This window comes from Amnibacterium kyonggiense, from assembly GCF_004364555.1.
In the GTDB taxonomy this organism is placed as follows: domain Bacteria; phylum Actinomycetota; class Actinomycetes; order Actinomycetales; family Microbacteriaceae; genus Amnibacterium; species Amnibacterium kyonggiense.
Genome location: NZ_SOAM01000002.1, coordinates 490,775 through 516,576, shown reverse-complemented (window position 1 = coordinate 516,576; position 25,802 = coordinate 490,775). Strand labels below are relative to the sequence as shown.

General features: G+C 69.5%; 24 protein-coding genes and 3 pseudogenes. 13 read left to right on the top strand and 14 right to left on the bottom strand.

The genetic code is table 11. The annotated features are described in order from the left end of the window. The first annotated feature begins 263 nt into the window (after positions 1-263). A complete protein-coding gene (locus CLV52_RS10850; protein WP_133766353.1) occupies positions 264-2,813 on the top strand; it encodes a hypothetical protein in 2,550 nt (849 codons plus the stop codon). Between the two features lie 42 nt (positions 2,814-2,855). Here the strand turns inward: CLV52_RS10850 and CLV52_RS10845 are convergent, their stop codons facing one another. From CLV52_RS10845 to CLV52_RS10825, 6 genes and pseudogenes are all read right to left on the bottom strand, one after another. Further along, a complete protein-coding gene (locus CLV52_RS10845) occupies positions 2,856-3,425 on the bottom strand; it encodes a hypothetical protein (protein ID WP_133766352.1) in 570 nt (189 codons plus the stop codon). A gap of 95 nt (positions 3,426-3,520) precedes the next feature. After that, positions 3,521-3,826: an Ltp family lipoprotein gene (locus CLV52_RS19115; protein ID WP_342773151.1), complete on the bottom strand. Its 306-nt coding sequence runs from the start codon at positions 3,824-3,826 to the stop codon at positions 3,521-3,523. A 9-nt stretch (positions 3,827-3,835) separates the two neighbouring features. Then, positions 3,836-3,943, bottom strand: a pseudogene (locus CLV52_RS19110) (Ltp family lipoprotein); the annotation flags it as partial. A gap of 461 nt (positions 3,944-4,404) precedes the next feature. Beyond that, positions 4,405-5,343, bottom strand: coding sequence for a glycoside hydrolase family 43 protein (locus tag CLV52_RS10835; RefSeq protein ID WP_133766350.1), 939 nt, complete (start codon positions 5,341-5,343; stop codon positions 4,405-4,407). Positions 5,344-5,386: 43 nt separating this feature from the next. Continuing rightward, entirely contained in the window at positions 5,387-5,659 is a 273-nt protein-coding gene (locus CLV52_RS10830; RefSeq protein WP_133766349.1) for a hypothetical protein, read from the bottom strand. Between the two features lie 77 nt (positions 5,660-5,736). Continuing rightward, positions 5,737-6,369, bottom strand: a complete 633-nt coding sequence (locus CLV52_RS10825; protein ID WP_133766348.1) for an NUDIX hydrolase — start codon at positions 6,367-6,369, stop codon at positions 5,737-5,739. Positions 6,370-6,446: 77 nt separating this feature from the next. On the opposite strand from CLV52_RS10825, the gene CLV52_RS10820 reads away from it, so the two are divergent. The 5 genes from CLV52_RS10820 (at position 6,447) to CLV52_RS18925 (ending at position 10,707) form a co-directional block, all read left to right on the top strand. Beyond that, complete coding sequence (locus CLV52_RS10820) at positions 6,447-7,142, top strand: HD domain-containing protein (protein ID WP_246018078.1); 696 nt, start codon at positions 6,447-6,449, stop codon at positions 7,140-7,142. Then, a complete protein-coding gene (locus tag CLV52_RS10815; protein ID WP_133766347.1) occupies positions 7,139-8,533 on the top strand; it encodes an ADP-ribosylglycohydrolase family protein in 1,395 nt (464 codons plus the stop codon). Before CLV52_RS10820 ends, CLV52_RS10815 begins: the two co-directional genes overlap by 4 nt. A 211-nt stretch (positions 8,534-8,744) precedes the next feature. After that, complete coding sequence (locus CLV52_RS18435) at positions 8,745-8,963, top strand: nicotinamide mononucleotide transporter (RefSeq protein WP_162850815.1); 219 nt, start codon at positions 8,745-8,747, stop codon at positions 8,961-8,963. A gap of 195 nt (positions 8,964-9,158) precedes the next feature. Beyond that, the gene (locus tag CLV52_RS10805) at positions 9,159-9,533 is read left to right on the top strand and encodes an adenylyltransferase/cytidyltransferase family protein (protein ID WP_133766345.1); all 375 of its coding nucleotides are present in this window, start codon (positions 9,159-9,161) and stop codon (positions 9,531-9,533) included. Positions 9,534-9,825: 292 nt separating this feature from the next. Next, the gene (locus CLV52_RS18925; RefSeq protein ID WP_246018077.1) at positions 9,826-10,707 is read left to right on the top strand and encodes an HNH endonuclease; all 882 of its coding nucleotides are present in this window, start codon (positions 9,826-9,828) and stop codon (positions 10,705-10,707) included. Positions 10,708-10,801: 94 nt separating this feature from the next. Here the strand turns inward: CLV52_RS18925 and CLV52_RS10795 are convergent, their stop codons facing one another. After that, positions 10,802-13,114 (bottom strand): DUF3427 domain-containing protein, encoded by a 2,313-nt coding sequence (locus tag CLV52_RS10795; protein ID WP_425455696.1) that lies wholly within the window; start codon positions 13,112-13,114, stop codon positions 10,802-10,804. A 21-nt stretch (positions 13,115-13,135) separates the two neighbouring features. Then, positions 13,136-13,354 (bottom strand): annotated as a pseudogene (locus CLV52_RS19145) (phospholipase D-like domain-containing protein); the annotation flags it as partial. Here CLV52_RS19145 and CLV52_RS19140 point away from each other — a divergent pair. Further along, complete coding sequence (locus CLV52_RS19140; RefSeq protein ID WP_425455698.1) at positions 13,247-13,987, top strand: hypothetical protein; 741 nt, start codon at positions 13,247-13,249, stop codon at positions 13,985-13,987. The pseudogene CLV52_RS19145 and the gene CLV52_RS19140 overlap by 108 nt on opposite strands. After that, the gene (locus CLV52_RS10790) at positions 13,987-14,460 is read left to right on the top strand and encodes an 8-oxo-dGTP diphosphatase (protein ID WP_133766343.1); all 474 of its coding nucleotides are present in this window, start codon (positions 13,987-13,989) and stop codon (positions 14,458-14,460) included. The genes CLV52_RS19140 and CLV52_RS10790 overlap by 1 nt, the downstream gene beginning before the upstream one ends. Before the next feature lie 107 nt (positions 14,461-14,567). On the opposite strand, the gene CLV52_RS10785 is transcribed toward CLV52_RS10790, so the two are convergent. The 4 genes and pseudogenes from CLV52_RS10785 to CLV52_RS19135 all read right to left on the bottom strand — a co-directional run. Continuing rightward, positions 14,568-16,328 (bottom strand): DUF2075 domain-containing protein, encoded by a 1,761-nt coding sequence (locus CLV52_RS10785; protein WP_133766342.1) that lies wholly within the window; start codon positions 16,326-16,328, stop codon positions 14,568-14,570. Next, positions 16,315-16,635, bottom strand: a complete 321-nt coding sequence (locus CLV52_RS10780) for a nucleotide pyrophosphohydrolase (RefSeq protein ID WP_133766341.1) — start codon at positions 16,633-16,635, stop codon at positions 16,315-16,317. Before CLV52_RS10780 ends, CLV52_RS10785 begins: the two co-directional genes overlap by 14 nt. Positions 16,636-16,896: 261 nt before the next feature. Further along, the gene (locus tag CLV52_RS18430; protein ID WP_246018076.1) at positions 16,897-17,526 is read right to left on the bottom strand and encodes an excalibur calcium-binding domain-containing protein; all 630 of its coding nucleotides are present in this window, start codon (positions 17,524-17,526) and stop codon (positions 16,897-16,899) included. Between the two features lie 36 nt (positions 17,527-17,562). Beyond that, positions 17,563-17,829, bottom strand: a pseudogene (locus CLV52_RS19135) (hypothetical protein); the annotation flags it as partial. A gap of 296 nt (positions 17,830-18,125) precedes the next feature. Between CLV52_RS19135 and CLV52_RS10770 the strand changes: the two are divergent. From CLV52_RS10770 to CLV52_RS10750, 5 genes are all read left to right on the top strand, one after another. Further along, positions 18,126-19,394: a M20/M25/M40 family metallo-hydrolase gene (locus CLV52_RS10770; protein WP_162850813.1), complete on the top strand. Its 1,269-nt coding sequence runs from the start codon at positions 18,126-18,128 to the stop codon at positions 19,392-19,394. Next, entirely contained in the window at positions 19,391-20,197 is an 807-nt protein-coding gene (locus CLV52_RS10765) for a FadR/GntR family transcriptional regulator (protein WP_133766339.1), read from the top strand. Before CLV52_RS10770 ends, CLV52_RS10765 begins: the two co-directional genes overlap by 4 nt. Continuing rightward, positions 20,197-21,006 carry an alpha/beta fold hydrolase gene (locus tag CLV52_RS10760; RefSeq protein ID WP_133766338.1) on the top strand — a complete coding sequence of 270 codons (810 nt, stop codon included), beginning with the start codon at positions 20,197-20,199 and terminating at the stop codon, positions 21,004-21,006. Before CLV52_RS10765 ends, CLV52_RS10760 begins: the two co-directional genes overlap by 1 nt. Next, entirely contained in the window at positions 21,003-22,490 is a 1,488-nt protein-coding gene (locus CLV52_RS10755; protein ID WP_133766337.1) for an APC family permease, read from the top strand. Before CLV52_RS10760 ends, CLV52_RS10755 begins: the two co-directional genes overlap by 4 nt. A 209-nt stretch (positions 22,491-22,699) precedes the next feature. After that, positions 22,700-23,737: an NAD(P)-dependent alcohol dehydrogenase gene (locus CLV52_RS10750; RefSeq protein WP_133766336.1), complete on the top strand. Its 1,038-nt coding sequence runs from the start codon at positions 22,700-22,702 to the stop codon at positions 23,735-23,737. 65 nt (positions 23,738-23,802) lie between these two features. Here the strand turns inward: CLV52_RS10750 and CLV52_RS10745 are convergent, their stop codons facing one another. Then, positions 23,803-24,705 (bottom strand): NAD(+)/NADH kinase, encoded by a 903-nt coding sequence (locus CLV52_RS10745; RefSeq protein ID WP_133766335.1) that lies wholly within the window; start codon positions 24,703-24,705, stop codon positions 23,803-23,805. Between the two features lie 4 nt (positions 24,706-24,709). Continuing rightward, entirely contained in the window at positions 24,710-25,741 is a 1,032-nt protein-coding gene (locus CLV52_RS10740) for an SPFH domain-containing protein (protein WP_133766334.1), read from the bottom strand. Positions 25,742-25,802 lie beyond the last annotated feature (61 nt).

The following is a 25,802-nucleotide window of genomic DNA, read 5'->3' as shown; positions in this document are numbered from 1 at the left end:
CGAACACGAATACGAACCTCGTACGCGTCGGTGGCGTCCAGGATCGCGGCAAGCGCGCGCCGGTTCGAGCGGTCCGGCCGCATGGAGCGACCCGCCCGTCGCCCGCCCGCACGGACGAAGCCAGCGGTGCGGGGGCCCGCCTGCGACCCCGACGCGGTCATCCGCCGTGCATGAACACGACCCGAGACCTCGGCGGTGGATGGCGGCCCGAGTGACACGATCCGATGGGCGGCCAGGCGTCGCGCTGATGCGGAGGAGCTGGGATGGAGCGCACCACGAGGCGTGGTCGCGATCGCGGCGTGATCCTCTCGGCCCTCGCCGCGGCCGTGGCCGTTGTGCTGCTGCTCGGCCCGACCAGCGCGTTCGCGGCCGGGCACAGCCGCACCTTCGGGCACGCGGATCGGCCCGTGATCACCGGGACGACCACCGTCGGAGCGGTGCTGACCGCGCGACCGGCGCGGTGGGCGCCCACTCCGAGCTCATGGACGTTCCAGTGGCGGAGGAACGGCACCGTGATCGCAGGGGCGACCGGGAGCCGGTACCGGCTCGCGCGTCGCGATGCCGGAAAGCGGCTCACCGTCGCGGTGTCCGGCCACCGTGCCGGGTTCGCTGCCGTCACGCGGACGAGCGTCCGCACGGCTTCGATCCTGCAGCCGTTCGACTCGGTCTCCGCGCCTGCGCTCCGAGGTCGGGCAGCGGTCGGCGGCACGCTGTCGCTGACGAATGCGACAGCGTGGTCCCCGGCGGCGAGGCTCGAGTACCGCTGGTTCGCGGACGGGCGGCAGATCGCGGGAGCCGCCGACGACACGCTTGTGGTGGGAGCCGCTCAGCTCGGCAGTCGCATCACCGCCTCGGTGCGCGCGTCGCGGGCCGGTCGAGTGACGACGACCCGGACGGCCGCACCGACCCCCGTCGTCGGAGCGGCGTCGGCGGTGCAGACCTTCGACGGCGGAACGGTCAGCGGCGCCTGGTCGCCCGCCGACGCCGACGAGTACCGCCTCTCGGGTGTCGTGACGGTCGGCACGTTGTCGCTCGCGCCAGGCACCCGGATCCTGGTCGACCCCGGCTCCACGATCCAGGTCGCGGGCAGCTTGCAGGCACTCGGCACCGCGAGCGCCCCGGTGACCATCGAGTCGTCCGCACCGGTCCCGGCCGCCGGAGACTGGGCCGGTCTCGTGGCGCTGGCCGGCGCGACCATCTCGCTGCAGCACACCGAGGTGTCGGACACGACGCGAGCCGTCAGCACCGCTGGAGCGGCGGACTCGATCTCGATCAGGGACTCGACCATGCGCCGCTCTGCCGACGGTCTGCGCATCCGCCAGGGGGGCTTCACACTCGAGCGGTCGGCAGTCGACGGCGGCGTGGAGGCATGGCGACCCGACGCACCGAGCACTGATGGAGACCCGCTCATCATCACGAACGACGTGCTGACCGGCGGGCCCCTCTTCGTGTCGTCGCGGAACACTTCCTCGACGGCGCCACCCGTCGTCGTCGAGGGCAACCGGATCAGCGACGTGGACAGCCCGGGACCCCTGCAGCATTCGACGGAGTCCGGCACGGTCTACCCGATGCTCATCGTGGATCAGGCTCTGCGACCGTCGAACCTCACCGGGAACGAGATCGTCGGCGACAGCGTGAACGCGATCGCCCTGAGCGGGACGCTCGTCGAGGACTGGACGGTCCCCACGACCGGTCCGCAGTTCGTGATCGATGGCGAATGCTGCGGCGGCGGGATGCTCGAGGTCGCTCCTGGAGTGCGTCTTCGCGTTCCGGCGGGGGCGACGCTGAAGATGGCGGATCGCGCCGCATTGTGGGTGTCCGGAGACCTCGCGGTCACGGGGACGCCCTCTGCGCCGGCGGTCCTCACGTCGGCGGACGACGATTCGGCAGGACTCCCGACGAGTGTCGGGGACGTTCCGTCCACGGGGAGCTGGGTCGGGGTGACGGCACGCTTCGGCGGGGTGGTCGAGCTCTCCTGGGCCCGGATCGACTACGCGCAGCTCGACCTGAGCGCGTTCGAGGGCACAGCCGACGTCACCGACTCGCAGCTGCTGCATTCCGAGTACTCGGACTCCGTCCGGCGCGGGTCCGCGGACATCGAGCGGTCCACGCTCGAGGGCGGTCTCTCGGTGCATCGTTCGTCGGCGCAGGACGATCCGACAGCTCGACTGGTCGTGCGGCACGACGTGATCACCGGCGGTCCGCTCGTCGTCCTCTCCGAGAATGCGGACCCCGCGAGCACCCCGATCGTGGTGGAGGACAACGAGGTCGGTGATCTCGTGCCGCATACCGCCGGGGTCGAGCCGACCTACGCGATCCAGATCTGGGATGCGGCTCTGCGCCCCTCCTTCCTCACCGGCAACTCGATGTCCGGCGCGGGGCAGCGGGCGTTCGCCATCGGCGGGTCGCTGCAGGAGGACTGGACGCTGCCCTCGGACTCCTGGCACTACGTCCTGTCGTCCGCGTTCTGGCCGTTCTCTGACGTGGCTGATCCGGGCCCCAGCACCGATCCGGACACGGCGCTCACAGTGACTGCCGGGCACACCTTGTCCCTGCCGGCCGGATCCGTGCTCAAGGTGGAGCGGAGCGTGCACTCGGACGACATCGAGCACGTCTTCGTCCGAGGTGCCGTCGCGACGACCGGGACCGACTCCGAGCCGGCGATCATGACGACGGTCGCCGACGACTCGGTCGGCGGGGACCTGAACGGCGATGGCAGCGCGTCGACGCCGATCGCGGGCGAGTGGAGTGGGCTCGTCGTGCAGGGAGCCGGTTCTATCCCGGACTCCGGGCTCGACGTCCGGTACGGCTGAGGGCGCAGACGACCCAGCGGCGGTCCGCCCGGCGGGCTGGTCTCAGTCCTCCGCGCGCAGGCGCAGGACGAGCCGAAGGGCGGCGATCACCGCTGCCGGCAGCTGCTCATCCGATACGCCGGCGAACGGCGGGTCGAACCGGCGCTCGGGCAAGGTGACGGCCCGGATCCGGTCCCGCACCGCCGCCGGCAGCTCGTAGGCGGTGATCGCGGCGAGTGCGTAACGGAGTGCGTCGGCGGCCGGCTCGTCGAGCGTCGGCAGCAGTCGGAGCGGAAGGTCGAGGAACCCGCGTCCCTCGCCGCCCTCGAACGACGGGTCGACGATTTCGTTCATGAGCAGGACGCTGACGGCCATCAAGCCGGACGGCGTGCTCTCGTCGATGACCGGCAGCGCGATGATCCGGCGCGCCAGTCGCTCAGCCCGCTCCTCGTCACCGGTGTCGATCGCCGCGATCGCCTTCTCGGCGAGCGTCTCGCCTGCCGTCAGCCAGACCTCGAAGCCTTCGAGACGGCGCTCGCCCTCGGCTCGCCTGAGGTCGCCGAGGGGACGGGAGGAGCTGCGGTCCCGCTCGTGCTCGATGCGGGCGAACGCGTCTTCCGAGGGGATGGTCACCTGATGACCGTACGGGGGACCGGGCTCCGGTCGAACGGCTACCGCACCGACGGCGGTGCAGATGATGTCCGGGCCCGACTCCTCCGGATCGATCGTCAGAGGTGCTTGATGGCGTACTCGGCCTGTGAAGCGGTGAATTCGGATCCGTACTCGCTCGTCAGCTGGTCGAAAAGCTCCGCGTCGGACATGTGGAACTCCTTCTCGTACGCCTTCGCCGCCGCCAGGGCCTCCTTGTTGTAATCCACCTTCACATGGCGCAGTGCGTAGGCCGCCTGCTTCTTCGTGAACTGCGATCCGTACTTGCTGGTGAGCTGGCGGGACAGGCCGGCCTTGCTGATGTTCAGGGCCCGGACGTAGGACCGAGCGGCACCGAGCGCCTCGCGGCTCCAATTCGCCTTCACGTGATCCGCGCCGTAGTGGGCGGCTTTCGCGGAGAAGCGGCCGCCGTATCGACTGTGCAACTGGTCGTAAAGGTCCGCCTTGCTGATGTTCAGGACGCGGACGTAGGACTTCGCCTGAGCGAGCGCGTTCCGCTAGGAGCGGGGTACGGCCGCTTCGGCGGACAGGGCAGTGCCGGTGACGAGCGCGATGGTCAACGAGGCGGCCGCGATGGCGCCCGCAAGATGCTTGGGCATTGATCTCTTTCAGGTATTGGACCTCACCTGGCCGCGATGCTGATGCCCTGTCGGCGAAGGAGATCGGGCAGACCATAGGCGATGATTGGTCTGCCCGACAAGAGATGGCCGCGGAGCTGAGCATCCCGTGCCCACGAATCTGGTCGACATCGACGGCTTTGCTTCGGTTCGAGTTCGGCTCGCCGATGGTGACGACGTCTGTGTTCATTCCGTCGCGCGCCCCGTCGTGGTCGCTCGCGTCGGCCCGACGAGAGACAGGTTCGAATAAGAGGAATCTCGTCGGTGCCGATCGACCCCGCACGGTCTCCGCGAGCCCGTCGCAGGTCAGGTCAGCGGTCAAACGTTCACGGAAATGCGCGCCGCACCCGCTCCCACTCGGCTCCGCTCAGCGGCAGCACCGAGCCGTGCTTGGTGTTCGGCGGCACCTGGAACTCGGTGTCGTCGAGCGGGAGCCAGACGCCGGAGAGCGGGTCCTCGGAGGCGTGGGCGACGAAGCCCTGCGGCATCCGGTCGTACTGGTCGAGCCAGAGCAGCCAGCGGTGGCGGAGCGGGTCCTGGACGAGCATCGCGCCCTCCACGTGCTCGTACCGGTCCGTGCCGATGCGGGAGGCGACGAGCGTCCAACCGTCCGCGGTCTCGACCTCCTGGAACACGCAGATCGAGCCGGGTCCGGGCTCCTCCTTCGCGAACCGCACCCGACGGCCGCCGATGTCGTAGACGCGCGCGTCGATCACGGGTCGGCCGTGGTCGAGCGCGACGACCGGATCGGTGAAGGTGCGGAAGTCGCGGGTCCGTGCCTCGAGAATGCGGCTGTAGCCGGGCCCGCGGTGCTCGGGATCGTCCTCGGCGTAGAGCGCGGAGGACCACGACACCCGGTACTCGCCGTCCTCCGGCGACCAGCGCGCCTCCGGCGCCCATGCCATGCCGGCGGTCGGCGGCGCGACCTCCACGAGTTCGGGCCCGGTCCAGGTCACGAGGTCGGGGGAGCGCCAGACGAGGAGCGAGCGGCTGCCGGTCCGCGTCCACTCCTCCCAGCGGTGCGGCCCGCCGCCCCACACGCGCAGGTCGGTGGCGAGGATCACGAATCCGTCCTCGCCACGCACGACGAACGGGTCGCGGGCGCCGGTCGTGCCCATCCGCGACTCGAGCACCGGCCGACTGCCGTTCGCCCGCGTCCATCGGGTCGGGTCGGGTCCGTCGCTCAGCGAGAAGAAGACCTGCTCGCCGTGCCCCTCTGAGGCCTCGATGAAGTGGACGAGGAGGTGGCCGGCGGGGTCGTGCACCGCACCAGCCTGCCGCGAGCAGGTGCAAGGACCGGATCGGAACTCAGCCGACCCGGTGGCCCTCCAGCTGCACGGGCGGGAAGCCGCCGGCGGTCGCGGTCCCGGTGAGACGGTCGCCGACGACGAGCGCGTCCACCGTGATGCCGACAGGGAAGGGGAAGGTGAGCTGCTGCGTCCAGCCCACGCGCAGGCCGTCGCCCTCCGGAGTCGTGCGCATCTCGGGCACGGGGATGCGACGGCCGTGGTAGCTCGCCTCGACACTGCCGTCGTCACCGATGCGCACCTCGAAGCGCAGCCGCCCGACGGGCGTCGGCACCTCGACCTCCTACTGACCGCTCGCGTCCATGAGGGCAGTGAACGCCCCGAAGGTGAGGCCGGTCCAGGTGCGAGGCGTCACCGGGGCGAATCACGGTGGCGCCACAGGCGCGCGGGCTTCCCGACGGTCCCGGTCGACATCCGTCCGGTCTCGACGAGGCCGTCGACCATGCCGCGTCGGAACGCGTCCTTCATCACGGGTTCGCCGAGGACCGCCTCGTGCAGCACCTGCAGATCGCGGAGGGTGAACTCCTCGCGCAGGAGCCCGTCCGGGTCCGGAGTGGCCCGGTAGCGGTCGCGAAGCCAGTCGACGGCCAGCCGGACGATCCGGTCGTGGTCGTACCGGAGGCCGACCGCCTGGTCGACGGGGGTCAGGTGGGGGAGCGGGTCGAGCGCGGTCATCGGGACGACGGCGACGTGGGCGACGGAGAGGACCCAGCCCCGGTCGTCGCGGCCGAGCGCGTCGAAGACGTGCAGCTGGACCGGGTCGATGCCGGTGATGCCCGCCTTCTCGTCGAGCGATCGCGTCACCGCGTCCGCCAGGACCTCGCCCTCGTGGAGGAAGGTGCCCGGGAGTCGCAACTCGCCGTCCGACTCGACCAGCACCACCTGCAGCCGGCGGTCCGCGACGGTGAGGACGGCCGTGTCGACCGCGACGGACGGGCGCGGGTAGTCCGTCAGCGCTCGGCCGGACGAGTCGGTGAAGACCATGCACCGACTGTATTGCAGTTCGAGCGCGATCGCGCTAACTTGTCGATTAGAGCGCAGACGCGCGAAAGGAGTCGAGGATGAGCGAGCACTGGGGACACGCGGTGGTCCGGCTGTTCATGGCCTCGAGCCGCGACGAGCGACCCGAGTACGTCGGCGCGTACGCCGAGGTCCGCCGCGGATGCCAGCTCGAGCTGCTCCGCTCGCTCGGTGACGCGGACTTGTTCCGGGTCGAGGGCGACGCTGACCAGCTGAAGGCGCGAGACTTCGCGGTCGTGACCGAACGCGGACCGGAGCAGTTCGACGCGGTCGACCCGACCACCGTGCCGGCGCTCCGTCACCTCCTCGAGCAGGTCGAGCTCGCCAGGCAGATCGCGACCCGAGCGCACGCCGGCCAGACCGACAAGGCCGGGCGTCCCTACATCGCCCACCCGCAGCGGGTGGCGGCGCGGCTCACCGACCTGCAAGCACAGGCGGTCGCGTGGCTGCACGACGTGCTCGAGGACACCAATGTGACATCGGAGGACCTTCGCATCGCCGGCGTCGACGAGGACGTCATCCGCGTCGTCGACCTCCTGAGCCGCACCGGCGACGACGTGGACTACTCCGCACGCATCGCCGCGGACCCGCTGGCCCGCGAGGTGAAGCTCGCGGACATCGCCGACAACACCGATCCCGAGCGCACCGCGCTGCTCGATCCCGATACCCGCGATCGGCTCGCCGAGAAGTACGCCCACGCGCGACGCGCCCTCGGCGCACTGGAGGACGACGCATGAGCGCAGCGATCGACGACCGAGCCGCCGGCGCGGTCCTCGGCACGGCCGCCGGCGACGCCCTCGGCGCCGGCTACGAGTTCGGTCCCGCCCTGCCCGACGGCACCGAGGTGTCGATGATCGGCGGCGGGCCGTTCGACTGGGAGCCGGGGGAGTGGACCGACGACACGTCGATGGCGATCCCGCTGCTCGAGGTCGCCGCCCGCGGGGGCGTGTTCAACGACCAGGACCTCGACGTCGTCGCGGGGCGATGGCTCGAGTGGAGCGTCGACGCGAAAGACGTCGGCAACCAGACCCGGGCGGCCCTCGACGCCGCTCGGCAGGTCGGCACCGCGGAGGCGCTGCGCTCCGCGGCACGGGAGCAGGCCCGCAGGACCGGGCGGTCGGGCGGTAACGGCTCGCTCATGCGGACTGCGCCGCTGGCGCTGGCGTTCCTCCACGACGAGGGCGAGCTCGTCGTCGCCGCGCGCCGGGTCAGCGAGCTGACGCACGCGGACCCGGACGCCGGTGACGCCTGCGTCCTGTGGTGCTGCGCCATCCGGCACGCGGTGCTGACCGGGGAGCTCGACCTCCGGCGCGGGCTGCGGCACGTGCGCGAGCCGCGTCGCTCCATCTGGTCCGACTGGATCGCGGCTGCGAAGCGCATGCAGCCGCGCGACATCCAGCAGTCGGGCTGGGTCGTCGGCGCGCTGCAGGCGGCGTGGTCGGCGATCACGAACGGCTCCAGGCCGGTCGACGTGCTCGAGCGGGCCGTGCGCGGCGGCGGAGACACGGACACGGTCGCCGCGATCGCCGGGGGACTGATCGGCGCCGTCCACGGCGCGTCCGCGTTCCCGGCCCGGTGGACGCTGGAGGTGCACGGCTGGCCGGGTCTCCGGTCCGACGACCTCACGGCCCTGGCCGTGGCTGCTGCGGCCGCTTCGCTCGGGCGCGTCGCGCCGACGCCGGAGCGGGGCCTGCTCGAAGCCGTCCGGATCCTGCACGACCGCGGCTACGAGGCGCTGCGCGCACGTTTCGTGTTCGGCGGCGCGGGCTACTGGCGCTGCGTGCTGTCGGTCGATGCCGGTGGCGCGCAGCGCGATCTACTCCGGTATTCGAACGCCGCCGGGTGGGACGTGCTGTCGGACGGCCGTGGCGAACCCGTGCCCTCCTCGGCGCTCGCGGACCGTCTCGAGCGGCTGGAGGGTCTCGACGCGGCTCAGCACCCGGACCCCGCGTACCGGTTCTGGTTCGCGGCGCTCCTCGAGCACTGCGGGCCGGATCGCCTGCCCTCCCTCGACGACGACTGGTCGCACCCCGAGTTGGAGGGACGGGTGGCGCTCACGGGGGCGGGAGGATCAGGGCGCCTCGCCGACTCGTTCCCGCTGCCGCCGGGGCAACACCGACCAAGCTGACACGCGGTGTTCACCTGTGTCGCTGCTGACTGGACCAAGTCGCGGGGCTTCGCCCTCGGCGTGTTCCTCGCCGCTCGGCGGATCAGTTGGAACTCCGGATCGGCGTCGCGAACGAGCTCATCCTCATCGTGCTGTTCATCGGCGCCGCGCGTTACGCAGACGCCGGCCCGCGGGTCGTCTGCCACGTGCTCGGGGTCCTGAGCTGGGTCGCGTGGTCTCGCCGGGGCCGGAGATCGTGGAGGGATTCGCCTCCCGCACGTCGGTTCGCGCGATCGTGCTGCTCGTCGCCGCCGCGGTGCTCGGCACCGTCGTGCTGACGTGGGTACTCACGAGCTTCACCGACCCGACGACGCAGCTCGCCGACGCCTCGACCATCTCCATGAGCCTGGTCGGGCAGTACATGCTGGACCGCCCGTGGATCGAGAACTAGTTCGTCTCGTCTAGGTCGGGGTCGACGCCGTGAAGGGGCTCTGGATCACGGGATCGCTCTACCTGTTCTTCGTCGCGCTCTGCATCGGCGGCTACCGCGACGGGCGCCGTTACGCCCTGCGACGGGCGCCACAGTCCCCGCTGGTCGTCGCGCGAGCAAAGCGAGCCTCAAGACCACCCCGACCAACTTGCGCTGATGAGCAAGCCCTTCCGCCACGGCCTCGCACTCGGCAAGTTCTACCCGCTGCACGCCGGTTACTCGAACTTGATCCGCAAGGCCCTCCGGCAGTGCGACGAGGTCACTGTGCAGCTGCTCGTGAACTCGGCCGAGACGAACCCGCTCAAGACGCGGCTCACTTGGCTGCAGCAGGAGCACCCGAACGCGAACATCGTCGCGGGTGTCGACGACTCGGAGGTCGACTTCGACTCGCCGACCGCCTGGGACGAGCACATGCGCGCGATCGAGCGCCTGCTGCCGAAGCCGATCGATGCGGCGTTCACGAGCAACGAGTGCAGCGCCGAGCTCGTACGGCGCCTCGGAGCGCTGTGGGTGCAGGTCGACCCGGGATGAGATCCCGTTCGTGCATGACGGGTTGCGGAACGGCGAGCACATCCGCCACGGGATGTACGAGCGGTTCCGAGAGGTGCTCAAGGCGCAGCCAGTGCCGTGGATCGAGGGGGGCGTGGAGGAACGACTCGCTGACGCCATCGACGTCCTCGAGCCCGGTGCTCTGCCCGATTCCCGGGGCGCCTAATCTGGGGATGTCGATCCTGGAATGTTTGCAACTACCCTGCGTCGAGCCTGAAAGGATTTCGATGGGGGCGTACAGATTTTGACGAGCTTGACTCCCGCGCTCTACGTTGTGTATGACGCTGCTGAGCACTTCTCGAGCGCGCCGGCAGATTCTTCTGCTTCTGGCTCCGGCTTCTTCGTTCTCTGTCTCGTCGTTATCGGCTGTGTCGCCGTACTCGCACTTGCGATTCGGGCCGCTCATCGCCGGACGTTGGTCGTCGAGGCGAGCGTCGCAATGAAGCGCCTCATCGATTTGAACGCGCGGAGCGGGCCGCACATCGTAAGTCATTCATCCATCAACATGATCTACCGCTACCGCGCAGAGTCGAAAGGAAAGTACGACCGATTCGACCTCGGGCGCTTTCTCGGCGTCTCCGTCCTAGAGAACGAGTCGTGGTTCGAGCGCGAGGTGTCTGTTCGAGTCCGGGCCCTCGAGCTTTATTCGGCGTACCGGACCACGATTCAGCGGGAGTGCGAGAGCATGCTCGCGACCAGCAGTCATCCCAAGGTCAAGCGGGAGCAGTTCGTCGCCATCGAACGGAAGGTGTTCAATCGGACGATTCTTCCTCGCCCCGTGCCCGCTGTGAGGGTGGCTGCACGGGTGACATATACGAGTCCGAAAGGTCAGAACTCGTACTCACGCGACTTGACGTGGGATTTCGAGGCTCTCCATGAGGGACTCCGTGCGGGTCAAGCTGCTCGGGCGCGCCAGTCGACCACCGCCGCCCTGCGCGCTCGCGAACGCAGCTTCATGACGATGTCCCTGCGCGCGGACATCCTTCGGCGAGACGGCTACCGCTGCAAGATGTGTGGCGCAGCAGGATCAGATGGTGCGGAACTCCACATCGACCACATCATTCCCGTGAGTAGGGACGGGCGAACTGTCGCTGACAATCTTCAAACTCTTTGCGCGCCGTGCAACTTAGGCAAGGGCAATCGGTTTATCGGCTGACCGACGGGTCCGCTCCTAGTCAGGTTCAGTCATCGAGGCGTGATGCCCCCTTGCAAGTGCTCCTCCCTGCAGGCGAAGAGCTGATGATCCGCCATCAACTCGCAAGCCTCGCCGACTGGAACACGTCGATCGACAGCGGTTCATCGAGACGCCACATGATCCGGATCGGACGGTCGCCGCTGTGACTCTCGTACTGCATCGTCCCCGCGTAGAAGTACGGCGGCGTGCCGAGATCGCCGTCGGGGCTCTTCGTCTCGCGGAGGAAGAGGTGCACGCTCGACCCGAGCTGTCGATGGTTGATGTACCGCTGCCCGGTCTCGGAGGAGACGCTCGTCCGGTTCTGCGACTCCCACTGGAAACGGACGGGTGAGATGGCGCGGTCGGCGTACATCGTGGTGGGGGAGTAGTGGCCCTCCACCTTCGTGAGCGTGACGAAAAAGACGTCCGCCCGCTCGTCCTCCAACCACTTCACGCCCTCGCGGACGCTGTTCGGCTTCCCCATGCCGAACGCAGCGAGTGCTTCGTCTCGGCTGTACCGCGCGTGCACCCGCAACGGCACGCGCGTGCTGGCGACAGGCGTCGTGACTCGTGACTGACGCGCTTTCAGGAGCGGGATCACGCTCTCGAGTTCACTGCGTCGGGACGGCAGTACCGCGAGCCGAGCACGGATCTCCAGATCGCTCTCCGGAATCGCATCCGGTCCGAAGAGATCGGTGGCGACGATGGAGCGCAGGCGCCGCTCGAGCGTCGACTCGGGCTGCAGGGTCGAGGCGGTGCCCACCAGACGCTTGAGTGTGGCCAGTCGTCGAGGGTCGTCCACGTGCAGCATCCGCCCGATGCGCCGGCCGAGCGCCTGGTCCTGGTCGGTGGCAGGAGTGTCGTCGAACCCTGCTTCTCTCCGAAGCTTCGTCCAGCCGCCGTTGGTCGAGCGGTAGACGTCCTCCAATTCGACCTGCGCGGCGTCGAGGAACTCGGCCAAGGAGACGTCTCCGATCCGCCGCAGTTCCTGCGCGAGCCTGTTCGTGGGGAGCCGCAGCGCCGACTTGATGTTGTCCAGGACGACTCGTTTCGCGACGCGGTCGAGCTGGATGTGGCAGCCCGCGGGCAGGGTGGGGAAGTCCGCCTCGACCTGTCCGGTGAGCTCCTTGCGCGATGTCCCGGTGAGCGCGCGGAAGCGCTCGTCGAACCGGAACTGCGCGGACTGGCCGCCGATGAAGTCGAGGACGGTCAGGCACGCCTTGTCGGCGGACCGCCGCAGCCCTCGCCCGAGCTGCTGCAGGAAGATCGTCGCGCTCTCGGTCGGGCGGAGGAACAGGATCGTGTCGATGGTCGGCAGATCGATGCCCTCGTTGAAGAGGTCGACGGTGAAGATCACGTTGACCGTCCGGTCATGGAGGTTGGCGAGCGCGGTCTTGCGCACCTCCGAGGGGCTTTTGGCCGAGAGTGCCAGGCTCGGAATGCCCGCGGCGTTGAACCGCTCAGCCATGAACTCCGCGTGCGCGACGCTGACGCAGAATCCGAGCGCGCGCATCTCCCCGGGCTCGGCGATCTTCTCCACGACCTGTCGCAGCACCAGCTGCACGCGTTTGTCGTTGCCGGTGTAGAGGTTCTCCAGCTCGGTCTGGTCGTAGTTCCCGCGCGTCCAGCGGATGCTGCTCAGATCGACGTCGTCGTGACTGCCGAAGTACTGGAACGGCGCCAGCAACTGCTGGTCGAGTGCGTCCCAGAGCCGCAACTCGGCAGCCACCCGTCCGTCGAAGTAGGACCGCACGTCGAGACCGTCCGACCGTTCGGGCGTCGCCGTCAGGCCGACGAGGACTTTCGGCTGCACGTGGCGCAGCAGTCGCTGGTAGCTCGACGCGCTGGCGTGGTGGAACTCGTCGACGATGACCACGTCGAAGTGGTCAGGCGGAAGACGGTCCAGATCCATCCGAGCGAGGGACTGCACCGATGCGAACACCGCTTCCCAGTCGGTCGGCACCGCACCACCGACGTAGAGCTCGCCGAACGCACCGTCGCGAAGGACGTGCCGAAAGACCGACTGACTCTGGGCCAGAATCTCTTGGCGGTGTGCGACGAAGAGCAGTCGGCGGACCCGGCCCTGCTCGCGGAGGCGCCTGAAGTCGAGTGCAGCGACGACGGTCTTCCCGGTGCCGGTGGCCATGACGATCAGATTCCGCCATCGGTCGTGCACGAGGCGCTCGGTGTCGAGCTGCTCGAGGACCTCGCGCTGATACGGCCGGGCCTCGACCTCGAGTGCCGTGATCTCGAGGGGGAGTGAGGTCGCTCCGCCCCGTTCCTTCTGCAGCGCCGCCTGCAGGCGCTCGCCGTCGCGCTCGGGATCGTAGGCCTCGAACGACGAGTCCTCCCAGTACTCGTCGAACGTCGCTCTCACCGCCTCGAGCACAGCGGGCTGCTCGGCGCTCGAGATGCGCACGTTCCACTCGAGGCCGTCGAGCATCGCCGTGCGCGAGAGGTTCGACGACCCCACGTAGGCGGTGTCGAGACCCGTCGAGCGGTGGAAGTTCCAAGCCTTCGCGTGGAGGCGGGTCGCCAGCGTGTCGTAGGACACCTTGACGGACGCGCCGAGCGCGACCAGGCGGTCGACCGCCTTCTGATCGGTGGCTCCGATGTAGGTGGTCGTGATCACGCGCAGTCGTCCCCCGCGAGCGATGAGGTCCTTGACCGCGTCCTCGATGAGCAGGACGCCGTGCCACTTGAGGAAGGCGCAGAGCAGGTCGACGCTGTCCGCCGACCGCATCTCGGATGCCACCTCGTGACCCACTCGTGGCTGTCCACGACCATTGACCAGGAGTGCGCCCGCGGCCATCGGCAGCTCCGGCCGGACAGGGAAGTGCACTTCGGACGGACCTGCGCTCGGTTCCGCGACAGCATGGAGAAGCGCGCCGTGGTGTTGAACCCGATCCGTCACGTCGGCAGCGCGCGGGTCGCGGCGCGCGATGTCAGCGATGAGGGCGTTGGCGAGCTCGACCTTGCGCGCAATCCGCTCCTTCTCGTCACCGCCGACGCCTCCGAGAGCGCGTTGGACCACGGTGGCGACGTGCGCGGCGATCACGCGATCCGCTTCCTCCTCCGCGAGGGCGGCGCGCTGCACGAGCCCCGCATCGATCCTCGAGAGCTCTCGCTCGAGGCCCTCGGTGATCAGCGCTTCGTAGAGACCGGGTACGACGTCAGGCACCCGCGAACCATAAGAGCGCGGTCGCGTGGAGTCGTGTCGCGCACGCCGTATCTCCGTCGACCGGCGTTACCGTGCTCGTGATGTCGATCCAGCAGGTGTGCGTCATCTACGTGACTCGATCGACCGCACGCGGCAGGCAGGTGCTGCTCGGTCACAAGCGCACCGGGCTCGGCGCGGGGAAGGTCGTCGCTCCGGGCGGGAAGCTCGAGCCCGGGGAGCATGCCGCTGACGCAGTGCTGCGCGAGCTGCGTGAAGAGGTGGGTGAGCAGGTCGCCTGCTCCGATGTCGTCGAGGTCGGCATCAACCGGTACCGCTTCCCGACGAAGCCGGCCTGGCATCAGGATTCACACGTCTTCACCGCGAACTGGACGGCGGGAGAGCCCGAAGCGTCCGACGAGCTGCAGCCGGAATGGGTGGACACGGCACGCGTGCCGTACGACCTGATGTGGGCCGACGCACGGCTGTGGCTGCCCACGGTTCTCGACGGCGGCGAGTGCTGCGCCGAGTACACGTTCGCCGCCGATCTTTCGTCGCTGGATGCGACCCGCGCTTGAACGAGACAGCTCTGGCAGCATTACCCCACCGGGGCCTTGATTCGGATTGAGCGACACCGGGCAATTACCTTCTGGCACTGATCTTGCGGTCCCGAGTTCGTGCGCCTTTAGAGAGTTCGTTGAAGATATTCCCGCAGGCCAGGGTCCGAGACGTAGAGATAGGTGCCTCTGACGCCACGAGTGAGCAGCACTCCGTAGATGTCGGCGATGTAGCGGCCGAGGTCGTCGTCGCTGTACTCGATCCCGAGCAACCTGTTGTTCTGCTTCCCGCGCTTGTCGAAGTAGGACTCGCGAACGCCGACGAGCCTGCCGGTCGTGGGATCCATCTTCAGATCGTTTCCGATGATCACGCCGGCGTAATTCAGGTCGTAGCCCTGCACCGTATGGATGGACCCGACCTGATCGATCGCCCCGGCGGACGTGATCCAGTCGACAGCGGTCCTGTTCCACTGGAGCCCGTAGCCGTCGATCTCGATGTCCATCGCGGACGCGTCATTCTTGCTCTTCCACTCCCACGCATAACCAGCCACCAGCCGGGACAGCCCGTACTCCCGGTCTCGCGCCCGAATCGCGTCGTGCAGCGCTCTGATGTCGTCGAAGAATCGGATTTCGTAGTCGGTTGCGCGGATCCGAGATCTGGCTTCCAACGTAGACATTGGCGTGCTCACGTCGAGTAACCCGCGGACGTGTTCGACGTAGTCGCGTCCGCCCCGCACGCGCATCTGCGTCTGCAGCTCGAAGTAGCTGTCCTCGCGTTGCGCCTGCGCGACGACGGCCATGACGTCGTCGCGCGGAAGATCGGCCGGCATCACGGACTGTCGCTCATCGAGGAGCAGGATGCGGATCCGACTCTTCGCCGTCACCCAGTCGAGCTGCGTCTTCGTGAAGTCGTCCTCGCCGAAGAGCTTCTGGTTGATCTCGCCGAACTGCTTGTTGAGGGGTCCGGAGGGCTGGCTGGCCCTGCGGTTGAGACGATGCGCCTCGTCGACCAGCAGGACGTCGAAGGTTCCCGTGTGCTCGGCAGCCGTGAACGGCGACATGACCTGGCTCGCACTCAGCCCGCGGGTGCGACGGAACACCTCCTGCACCGAACGACGCAGCGACTGCTGGGGGATGACGAAGCCGACGTCCAGCCCGGTGTACGCGACACGATCCTCGGAGGAGAAGAGGGATGACAGCGGTGACTCGTTCTCGGCGTTCTGGTCGACCGCGTCGCCTGCTCCCAGGTCCGCGATCAGCTTCATCAGGAAGACGCCGACGATCGTCTTGCCCGTCCCCGGCGCTCCTCGCACCACGACGGTGCAGTCCTCTTGAGTCAGAAGCCGCTCCGCGACGACTCGCATGATTCCTTCAACGGCCTCGGTCTGCTCGGCAGTCAGCGCTTTGAAGGGCGACAGCTTGAACAGGTCGTCGTTCTCGATGGCGGCGATGTCACGAGTGAAGAGACCCTCCGCTCGCAGAGCTTCGAAGATCGCCTCGAACGACTCCTGGTACTTCGCGCGGTCGAAGTAGGCCGCATCTACGACGCCGTCGTTCCGATTCGCCACCCTGAAGTGACCGTCGCCCGCGAAGTGCCGGATGAGGAACGACTCGAGGTCGAGGGCTGCGGACTTGTTGAACTCCTCATCCACGATCACGCGCACCGACCGCATCGCGCTCTTGGTGCGCGACTCGAGGTGTTGCCGGAGGCGCGCTTGCGCGTTCAGGGTCTCGCCGACGTAGACCTCGACCTCGCTCGACCGAGCCTCATCGGATCGGCCGTCGAGCACGTAGACCACTGGCCAGTTCGTGCGCAGCGCGTTCGACGCTGCCCAATCGCGGACAGCCTCGGCTCGGAAGTCGAGGCGGCTTATCTCAAAGCCGGTCATACTTCGCCGACCGCCCGCGAGCGCGATCCGCCGGGTACTTGCGCTCGTTCTCTTGAATCTTCGCGGCGATGAGCTCGTCCACGTCCGCGCCCAGTTCGTCGACCAGCAGGAGGCAGTAGATCAACACGTCCGCGAGCTCGCGCCGAACATCCGCGTGGTCGGCCCCGGGGGACCACTGGTAGCACTCGAGCAGCTCGCCCGCCTCGATCGCGATGCTCTTCGCGAGATTGTCCGGCGAGTGGAACTGGGACCAGTCCCGCTCGTGCACGAACGCGCGGATTGCGGTGCTGCTGGACTCCCAAGCCATTCATGAACGCTAGTAAGTCCCCGTCGACATCGCGCGATCGACGGGCAGCAGCGCTCTCACGGACCCCGATCTGGTGCGTGCGGACGAGCGAAACGTCATGCGCTTCGACGTGATGACGCCGCCTGGCGGCCGTAAGACGCGTCGCGGTTGGGCTGTCGCATCACCGTGTCGCGGTGGGTCGAGCCGCCGGGGTACATGCCGTTCGTCGCTCGGCCTCGCGCGGGGGCGGCGAGCTTCCGCGAGAGCAGTGGGACGCGAAGCTCACTCGCAGCCGACACCGTCGCCGTCTCGATCGAGTTTGCGCGAGTAACCGGGGTCGCCGGCGCGAACTGGCGCAGCGCCAGCCGCCCGAGCAGCGGTGCAATTCTCGTAATAGACCGACTTCGCTTGTGTCTCGGCCGAATCCGAACTGCTCGAGCTGCTCGAATCGCTTGAGCTGGCGAGCTCCGCCTCACGCTTGTCGAGCTTCTTCGACCGTGAATCAAGCTTCTTCTGCTGCGCGTCGAGGTCGGACTCTCGGGAATCGAGTTCGGCGGTGCGAGTCTCCAGGTCGGTCTTCTCGGCGGATGCGGCATCGACCTGCTGCTTGAGGTCATCCCGCTCGGTCGTCATCGCTGAGAGCGCGGTCTCCAACCTCGAGAAGGCAGGCGTTGTGGTCGGATCGACTGATGCAGGTGCGGCGTCCCCGTGTCCGGCGCCCATACCGATCAAGAAGGCGACGAGCCCGACGATCAAGGGAACGAGGAAGCGTTTGCTCGACTCCTTGATGCGAACGCGCGGGCGCTCGGCCTGATCATCAGCGCCATCGGTGAGCGATGACTTGTGGTCACCCGGCGTCGCGTCGCCGGACGCTGCAGTGGCTCCCGCCGTAGGAACAGGCTGCTCGACCATGCTGGTCGCTGCCTCGCCTGCGGCCGCGATGGAGCGAGGACGTGTGTACTGCGTCCAGCCGCGACCGTCCCACCAGCGCTCATGACCAGATCCATCGTCGTACCAATTCGGGGCGGGTTGAGCGGCCAAAGCCGGTCCTTTCGTCGTGTTGGTCCCTCTGCGAGCAGACGAACGAGGGGCTGAATCGGTGGGCCGCACGCGGCAGCGCACGAAGGTGGTCGCTGACCGTTCCGGTCGGCCAGCGCGTTTCGTCGGGACGCCCAGCAGTCTCTGGATGGATATGCGCGTGGATCGCGTCGGCATCCTCGCGGACCTGTCATGTCACCGACTCTGCATGCAACCTGACTGGCCTCGCGGTGGACACGCCATGATGCCTGCCTAATTGGTTCAGGACCGATCTGCACCGGAGACGGCTCGCGGCGGGCGCCATGGATCAGCGGACGCGGATTGAGCGCTGCGGGCCCCGGGGTGCCGCGAGGGGTGTGTGCAGCTGGGCCGGGTGGTGCTCGCATCTCGTTGGCGTGCCACCCCTTCCGCTTCGCGCTTCCGACGAGCTATCTTCCAAACAACCAACCACTGGTTGTTTTGCAGGAGGTTCGATGCACCGGCTCGACGAGACCGTGGCGCAGCACGCCAACGAGGTGTTCGCGCTGCTCGCCGAGCTGGTCCGCGCGGACAGCACGGTCGGCCACGAGCAGGCCGCGGAGGAAGTCCTCGCCGCCGCGCTCGAGCAGCTCGGCTTCACCGTCGAGCGCCTGCCAATCCCCGAGGGCATCGGTGCCGACCCGCTCGCCGGCGTCCCGCAGCAGTCGTACGCCGGGCGCTACGACCTCGTCGCGCGGCGCCCCGGCAGCGACCCATCCGCGCCCAGCCTGCTGCTGAACGGACACATCGACGTCGTGCCCGTCGAGGACGCGGACGGCTGGACGTCGCCGCCCTTCGCCCCCGAGGTCCGCGATGGCTGGCTCTTCGGCCGGGGCGCCGGCGACATGAAGTGCGGGTTTGCCATGTGCTTGCTCGCGATCCGCGCCCTCGACGAGGTGCAGCCCGGTTGGCAGCGCGGCGACCTGACCCTCATCGCCGTGATCGAGGAGGAGTGCACCGGCAACGGCGCGCTCGCCTCCATCCGCGCGGGCGTCACCGCCGACGCTGCAGTGCTGCTCGAGCCGACCGACCTCGAGCTGCTGCTCGCCGGCATCGCGATCGCCTGGATCGAGGTCGTCATCGAGGGGCGCGCGGGCCACGCAGAGGCGTCGGGTCGATCGGGCAACCCGATCCTCGCCGCGGAGCCGGTGCTCGCCGGGCTGCGGTGGCTCGAGACGCGGATGAACGCCGATCACCGCGTCGACCCCGATCCGGCGTTCGCGGACATCGAGTCGCCCTACCTCGTCAACGTCGGCCGGTTCACGTCCGGGTCGTGGGCGTCGAGCGTGCCGCAAGTCGCCCGCATCGACGTCCGCGTCGGCCACCCGGCGGCGTGGAGCGCCGAGCAGACGCTCGAGCAGGTGCGGACGGCTATCGCGGCGGCCTCCCACGACGACTCCTGGCTCGGCGAGCACCCGCCGACCCTGCGGCTGAACGGCTACCGCGCCGAGCGGTACGCGCAGGACCCCGACGACCCGTTCGTGCGGCGCTTCGCCGCGGCGCACGAGGCCGCGCACGGCAGCACGACGCCCTCGGTGTCGATCGGCGCGACCACGGACGCGCGCTACTACGTCAACCAGGCGGGCATCCCGGCGCTCGCCTACGGGCCGCGGGTCCAGAACATGCACGGGGTCGACGAGGCCGTCGAGCTGGCGAGCGTCGTCGACGGCGCACGCACCCTCGCGCGCTTCCTCGCCGACTACCTGGGGGAGGAGCGCGCATGAGCGACAGCCGCCGAGCGGAGGTCGCCGCGCTCCGCCCCCTCATAGCCGAGACCGCTGCGGCGCGGATCGCGGACCGGTTCATCACCGCGTTCGCGCTCGGGCAGTTCGTCGTCGGCCAGAAGCTGCCGAGCCTCCCGGAGCTCGCCGCGATGCTCGAGGTCAGCCAGACGACGGTCCGGGAGGCGATCTCCCGCCTCGCCGCACTCGGCTACGTCCGCGTGCAGCGCGGGCGGGCCGGCGGCACGTTCGTCGTCTCGCAGTGGGGCCCGGCCTCCGACTCCGGCGTCCGCCGCGCCCTCGGCGAGAGCTGGGGCACGCTCCAGGAGACGCTCGACTTCCGCTCCCTCGTCGAGCAGCAGATCGCCCGGACCGCGGCGCAGCGGATCGTGCCGGAGGACGAGGAGCGGATCCGCCTCGCCGTCGAGGCCTACGGCGCTGCAGGAACGGACCGGAACGCCTCGCGCCTCGCGGACCTCGAGGTGCACCAGTCGATCGCCGCCGCCACGCACAACCGGCAGCTCGCCGAGCTGAGCATGCGCCTGCAGCACGAGGTCGGCCTCGGGTTCCACGGCGAGCCCTTCAGCGAGGACGTCCGCCGCCGCGCCGTCGAGCAGCACGCCGTGCTCGCCGCCGCCGTGCTCGACCGCGACCCCGACCGGGCCGCGCAGCTCGCCCGCGAGCACTTCGCGCTCACCGAAGAGCTGCTGAACGACCTCCACGACCGCACCACCGCCAGCACGACCAGCCCTGCCAGCACCACCCCCGCCACCACCGCCGAACCGCCCCCCACCGAAGGAGCCTGATGCCCACCGCGTCCGTCAACGGCATCGACATCGCCTACACACTCGAAGGCGAGGGCGACCGCACCGTCGTCCTCGTCAACGGCCTCGCCGACGAGAAGGAGACCTGGGCCTACCAGACCCCCGCCCTCCTCGAAGCGGGCTACCGCGTCCTCACCTTCGACAACCGCGGCGTCGGCGCCACGTCGAAGCCCGCCGGCCCGTACACGTCCGAGCTGCTCGCCGACGACGCCAAGGCGCTCGTCGACGAGCTCGGCATCACGGACTTCCACCTCATGGGCGTCTCCATGGGCGGGATGATCGTGCAGGAGTACGCGCTCAAGCACCCCGGCGACCTGAAGTCCGTGACGATGGCGTGCACCTACGCCGCACCCGGCCCCTTCTGCTCCCGCATGTTCGCGTTCTGGGAGACCATCGCGCCCGTCATGGGCGTGCCGACGGTGATGCGCGACGTCACGCTGTGGGCGTTCACGCAGGACTTCTTCCGCACCCGTGGCGACGAGCTCGCCGAGTTCGAGGCGGGCATGAAGTACATGAACATGCCCATCCCGGCCTACCTCGCCCAGCTCGCCGTCATCCAGCAGCACGACACGACGGACCGGATCGGCTCGCTCTCTGTGCCGTCGCTCGTGCTGGCGGGGGAGGAGGACCTCCTTATCCCGACGTCCCTGTCGCACGAGCTGCACGAGCTTGTCCCCGGCTCCGAGTGGGCCACCACCCCCGGCGGTCACGGCTGCGTCTGGGAGCACCCCGACGCGTTCAACACCGCCTTCGTCTCGTTCCTCGACCGCATCGAAGGAGATGCCCGATGAGCACCACCACCGTCCGGCCGGATTCGCCGGAGCCCACCAAGAAGCTCGGCGCGCTCGGCGTGCTGATGCCCGGCGTCGCGCAGATCGCGCCCGCGTTCAACCTGTTCTTCACCACCGCGGTGATGGCGTCCCTCGCCGGGCCGTCCGTGCCGCTCGTGTTCCTGATCTCGATGGTCGGGATGCTCGCGACCGCGCTGAGCCTGGCGCAGTTCTCGAGCGTCTACCCGAGCGCCGGCTCCTTCGTCACGTACATCAGCCGCGCGCTCGGCGTGCGGGTGGCGACGGCGATCGGCGTCATCACGATCGTCGGCTACATGGTGACCTTCGGCGGCCTGTACATCTTCGCGGGCCAGTACATCGTCGCGAACGTGTTCGGCATCACGGCGACCGGGGTCGGGACGAACCTCCTTACCGTCGGCATCACGCTGGCGTACGGGGTGATCGTCACCGTGCCGGTGATCGTCGGCCTCCAGTTCGGCGTGCGCGTCACCGTCGTGCTGTACCTCATCGAGGTCGCCGTAATCGTCGTCATCAGCCTCGCCGTCGTGCTGCAGGGCGGGGCGGAGGGCCTCTCCGCGGCGCCGTTCACCTGGCCGACCGGCACCGAGGCGACGAACGTGTTCATCACCTTCGGCCTCGCGGTCGTCGCGTTCGGCGGCTTCGAGGCCTCCGCGCCGCTGGCGGAGGAGACCGACAACCCGCGCCGGAACGTCCCCATCGGGCTCGTCGGCTCGGTGCTGATCAGCGGCTTCCTCTACGTCCTCGGCTCCTACGCGGTCGTGTCCGCGTTCGGCGTGAGCAAGGTCGCGGAGTTCGCGAAGGACCCGAACCCCTTCGCCACGGCGACCGTCCGGTTCCTCCACGTGTCGAGCTCCTTCGCGGTGCCGTTCCTGGTCGCGGTGTTCCTCGTCAGCCTCACGTCGTCCTACATCTCCGCGAACACGCAGACCGCGCGCGTGCTGTTCGCCGGGGCGCGCGGGCGGCTGTGGCCGGCGGCGCTCGACCGGCTGCACCCGCGCTTCGGCACGCCGTGGGTCGCCGCGGTCGCGTTCGTCGTCCCGAGCCTGGTGCTCGGCTGCGTGATGCAGTTCGCGGACCCGGGCGACGCGGGCAGCGTGCTGCCGACCCTCGGCATCTTCGGCGTCGTCGTCATGTACTTCGTGACGAACCTCGCGCTGATCGTGGAGTTCTTCAAACTGCGCCGCAACGGCGTCGCGAAGAACCCGGTGCTGTGGATCGTGGTGCCGATCATCGGGATGCTCGTCCTCCTGATCCCCGTGTGGGGCAACCTGCGGCCGGGGCAGGGCGGCGCGTTCGACCTGATGCCGCTGCTGTCGATCCTGCTGATCGCGGTCGGCGTGGTCTACACGATCGTGCTCGCCGTGACGCGGCCGCAGGTGCTCGCTGCAGCGCCGGCGCTGCTCGAGGGCGCGGAGGCGATCGAGGGCGACCCGGTGCCGCCCGTCGCCTCGCAGCGCGCCTGACCCGACCCCGGGGCGGGTGGGCGGATCGAACCCCCGCCCGCCCCGGCCGATCCGCGCGCGCTCGTTACGCGGATCAGGACGGATTCGGCGACACGCCGTCCGGTGCGGCCGCGGGTGCGGCGTGTCGCGAATCCGTCCTGATCCGGGAAGCGGACCGGCGATCAGGTCCGAGGCCTACCGTCGGAGGACGCGACGGAAGGAGACGCCCTATGAAGGCGCTGCAGTATCGAGCGATCGGAGCACGGCCGGAGGTCGTCGAGATCGATGAGCCGGAGCCGGGGCCGGGGCAGCTGCTGCTCAAGGTGACGGCCGCGGGCGCGTGCCACTCGGACGAGTTCGTGATGTCGCTGCCCGCGGAGGCGTACGACTACGGGTTTCCGCTGACCCTCGGGCACGAGGGGGCCGGGGTGGTCGCCGCGGTCGGCCAGGGCGTCGAGCACGTCGCGGTCGGGGACGCGGTGGCGGTGTACGGGCCGTGGGGCTGCGGTCGCTGCCACAACTGCGCCCAGGGCAAGGAGAACTACTGCACCAACGCCGCCGCGGAGGGCATCCGCCCGCCCGGACTCGGTGCGCCCGGTGCGATGGCGGAGTACATGCTGGTCGACTCCGAGCGGCACGTCGTCCCCCTGGACGGCCTCGACCCCGTGAAGAACGTGTCGCTGACGGACGCCGGCCTCACGCCGTACCACGCAATCAAGCAGTCCCTGCCGAAGCTCGGGGCCGGGGCGACCGCGGTCGTGCTGGGCACCGGAGGCCTCGGGCACGTCGGCATCCAGATCCTCAAGGCGATCTCCGGCGCCCGGGTGATCGCCGTCGACGTGAACGAGGAGAAGCTCGAGCTGGCGTCGGAGGTCGGCGCCGACGAGACCGTGCTGTCGAACAAGGAGGCGACGGGCCGGATCCGGGACCTGACGGGCGGCCTCGGCGCGGACGCGGTGTTCGACTTCGTCGGCGTGCAGCCGACAATGGAGATCGCCGTCGCGAGCGCCGCCGTCGAAGCGGACGTGACGATCGTCGGCATCGGCGGCGGGAGCGTCCCGGTCGCGTTCGGCTCCGTGCCCTTCGACGCGGCGCTGCGCATGCCCTACTGGGGGAGCCGCAGCGAGCTGATCGAGGTGCTCGACCTGGCGCGCCGCGGTCAGATCACCGTCGAGATCGAGCAGTTCTCGCTCGCGGACGCTCCGCGCGCGTACGAGAAGCTGCACGCCGGGTCCCTGCGCGGACGGGCGGTCGTCGTCCCCGACTGACCCTCCGGCGCTCGATCCGTGACCGGCGGCCGATCCGGCCCCGTCACGGATCGAGCCCGGCCCGCTCAGCGCGAGCGGACCACCAGGCGGAGCCGGGCCGACGCGGGCGCGACGGTCAGGCGCTGCCCGAAACCGATCGACAGCCGGTCCCGCTCGATCCCGTCGCCGAACGCGACGAGCAGGTCGGACTGCGCGGTGATCGTCAGCGGCCGCTCGCCGGTGACGACGCCCCAGCTGAGCGCGGTGCCCGTCGATCGGGACGGCCACGCCTCCCGGACGAACCAGGCGATGTCGTGCGACTCCGGCGCCGGGAGCCGGTCCGCGAGCCGGCGGTCGGAGGCGATGGAGGAGATCCAGCCGGTGCTGCCGGTCCCGGTCCCGGCGATCAGGCCGGAGCAGGACTGCCGTTCGTCGCCGCGGCCGGGGTCGCTCAGCGTCCACCGCGCGGACTGGTGGCCCGGACTGCCGATGTAGACGTCGTTCAGCGCGACGAGGGACTGGCCGTCGTCGAGCCGGGCCTCCACCATCGTGCGCTCCGAGACCGCGGCCCGGCCGCGGGCGATCGCGAGCATCTGCGCGTGCGCCTCCGCCGGGGAGAACGGGACGAGCACGCCCGCGTTGATGCCGGGCTCGGGGTCGATGCCGAGCACCGGCTGCCCGTGCAGGTACTTCGCGGCGTTCGCGACGAGGCCGTCCTGGCCGACGGCGACGATCACGTCCTCCGGTGCGAACAGGTAGCGGTCGAGCTCGGAGCGCTCGACCGTCGCCCGCCGGAAGCCGTCCGGGACGGCGTCCTCCACCGCGGTCCGCGCCGCCTCGACGGCGTCGTGGCGCGACTGCAGCTCCGCGATGCTCCGGCCGCGGGAGCGGAGGAAGAACTCCGCCTGCCCGTACGTCGCGTGCCGGTCGATCAGCTCGTCGAGCTCCGACCTGCGGTGGACGACGACGATCCGCGGCGCGAGCGCCACCGCGTCAGTCCCTCGAGGGAGCCGGCGCGGGCGCCGCCGCGGGAGCGGCGCCGAGCTTCGTCAGCGCCTGCGTCAGCACGTCCGGCGTCAGGTTCAAGGTGCCGATGGCGGGGAGGTGCTCGGCGAGGGCGTTCATCGCGAGCGCGGTCAGCAGCGCCGGGTCGACGCCGGCGTAGGAGCCGAGCCGCGCCGTCTCCGCCTCCGCGCGGGCGGTGCCGAGCTCGCGGGTGCGCGCCGCCTCCGACTCGGTCCGGATCCGGTCCCGCTCCGCGACCGAGGTCGCCGTGATGCGCGCGGTCGCGGCCTCCTCGGTCGCCCGCCGCTGCGCGTTCGCGCCCTCCTGCTGCACCAGGTGCTGCTCCCGGGTCGCGAGCTCGATCTTCGACTGCAGCTCGTTCTCGGCGATGGTGCGTTCGCGCTCGACGGCGAGCGCGCGGCGCTCGTAGCTCGCGGCGTCCGCCTGCTGCTGCACCTGCTCGCGGACGGGCGTCTCGAGCGCCTTCTCCAGGTCCGGCTGCGGGCGGATGCTGACGATGCGGACCGCGATGACGATGACGGAGGTCTCCGCGAGGCGCGCGTCGGCGGCGAGCCCGGCGGCGGTCGTGCTGCGGACGATCGGCACCCCGGTGCTGAGCAGCTCGACGAGCGGGACGGTCGAGATGTGCTCGACGGCGTACTGCTGCGCGAGCTCCGTGATGCGCGTGCCGACCTGCTCGAGCGGCTTGCCGATCCACTGCCCGCGGTACGGGTCGATGGAGAAGTCGATGCGCTCCGCCGCGACCGCCGGGTCGCCGAAGCGGTAGGTGACCGTCGCCTGGACCGACACCTCCTGGAAGTCGACCGTCCGGGCGCGGAACAGCATCGACAGCTCCGACTCGGCGATCGGCACCTCGCTGATCGCCGCGTTGAGCGGGCGGAAGAAGAACGCGGCCCCGGCTCCGCGGTGCGCGAGCGCCCCCTTGCGGGTGTGGATGACGTAGTTCGTCGGGTTCGAGCGCAGGTGCAGCGTGAACGGGAAGCGGCGGATGTCGGCCATGGATGCTCCGGGTGGGTCGTCGGGTGCGTCAACGCTATTCAGGTCGCGATCAGGTGCTCCA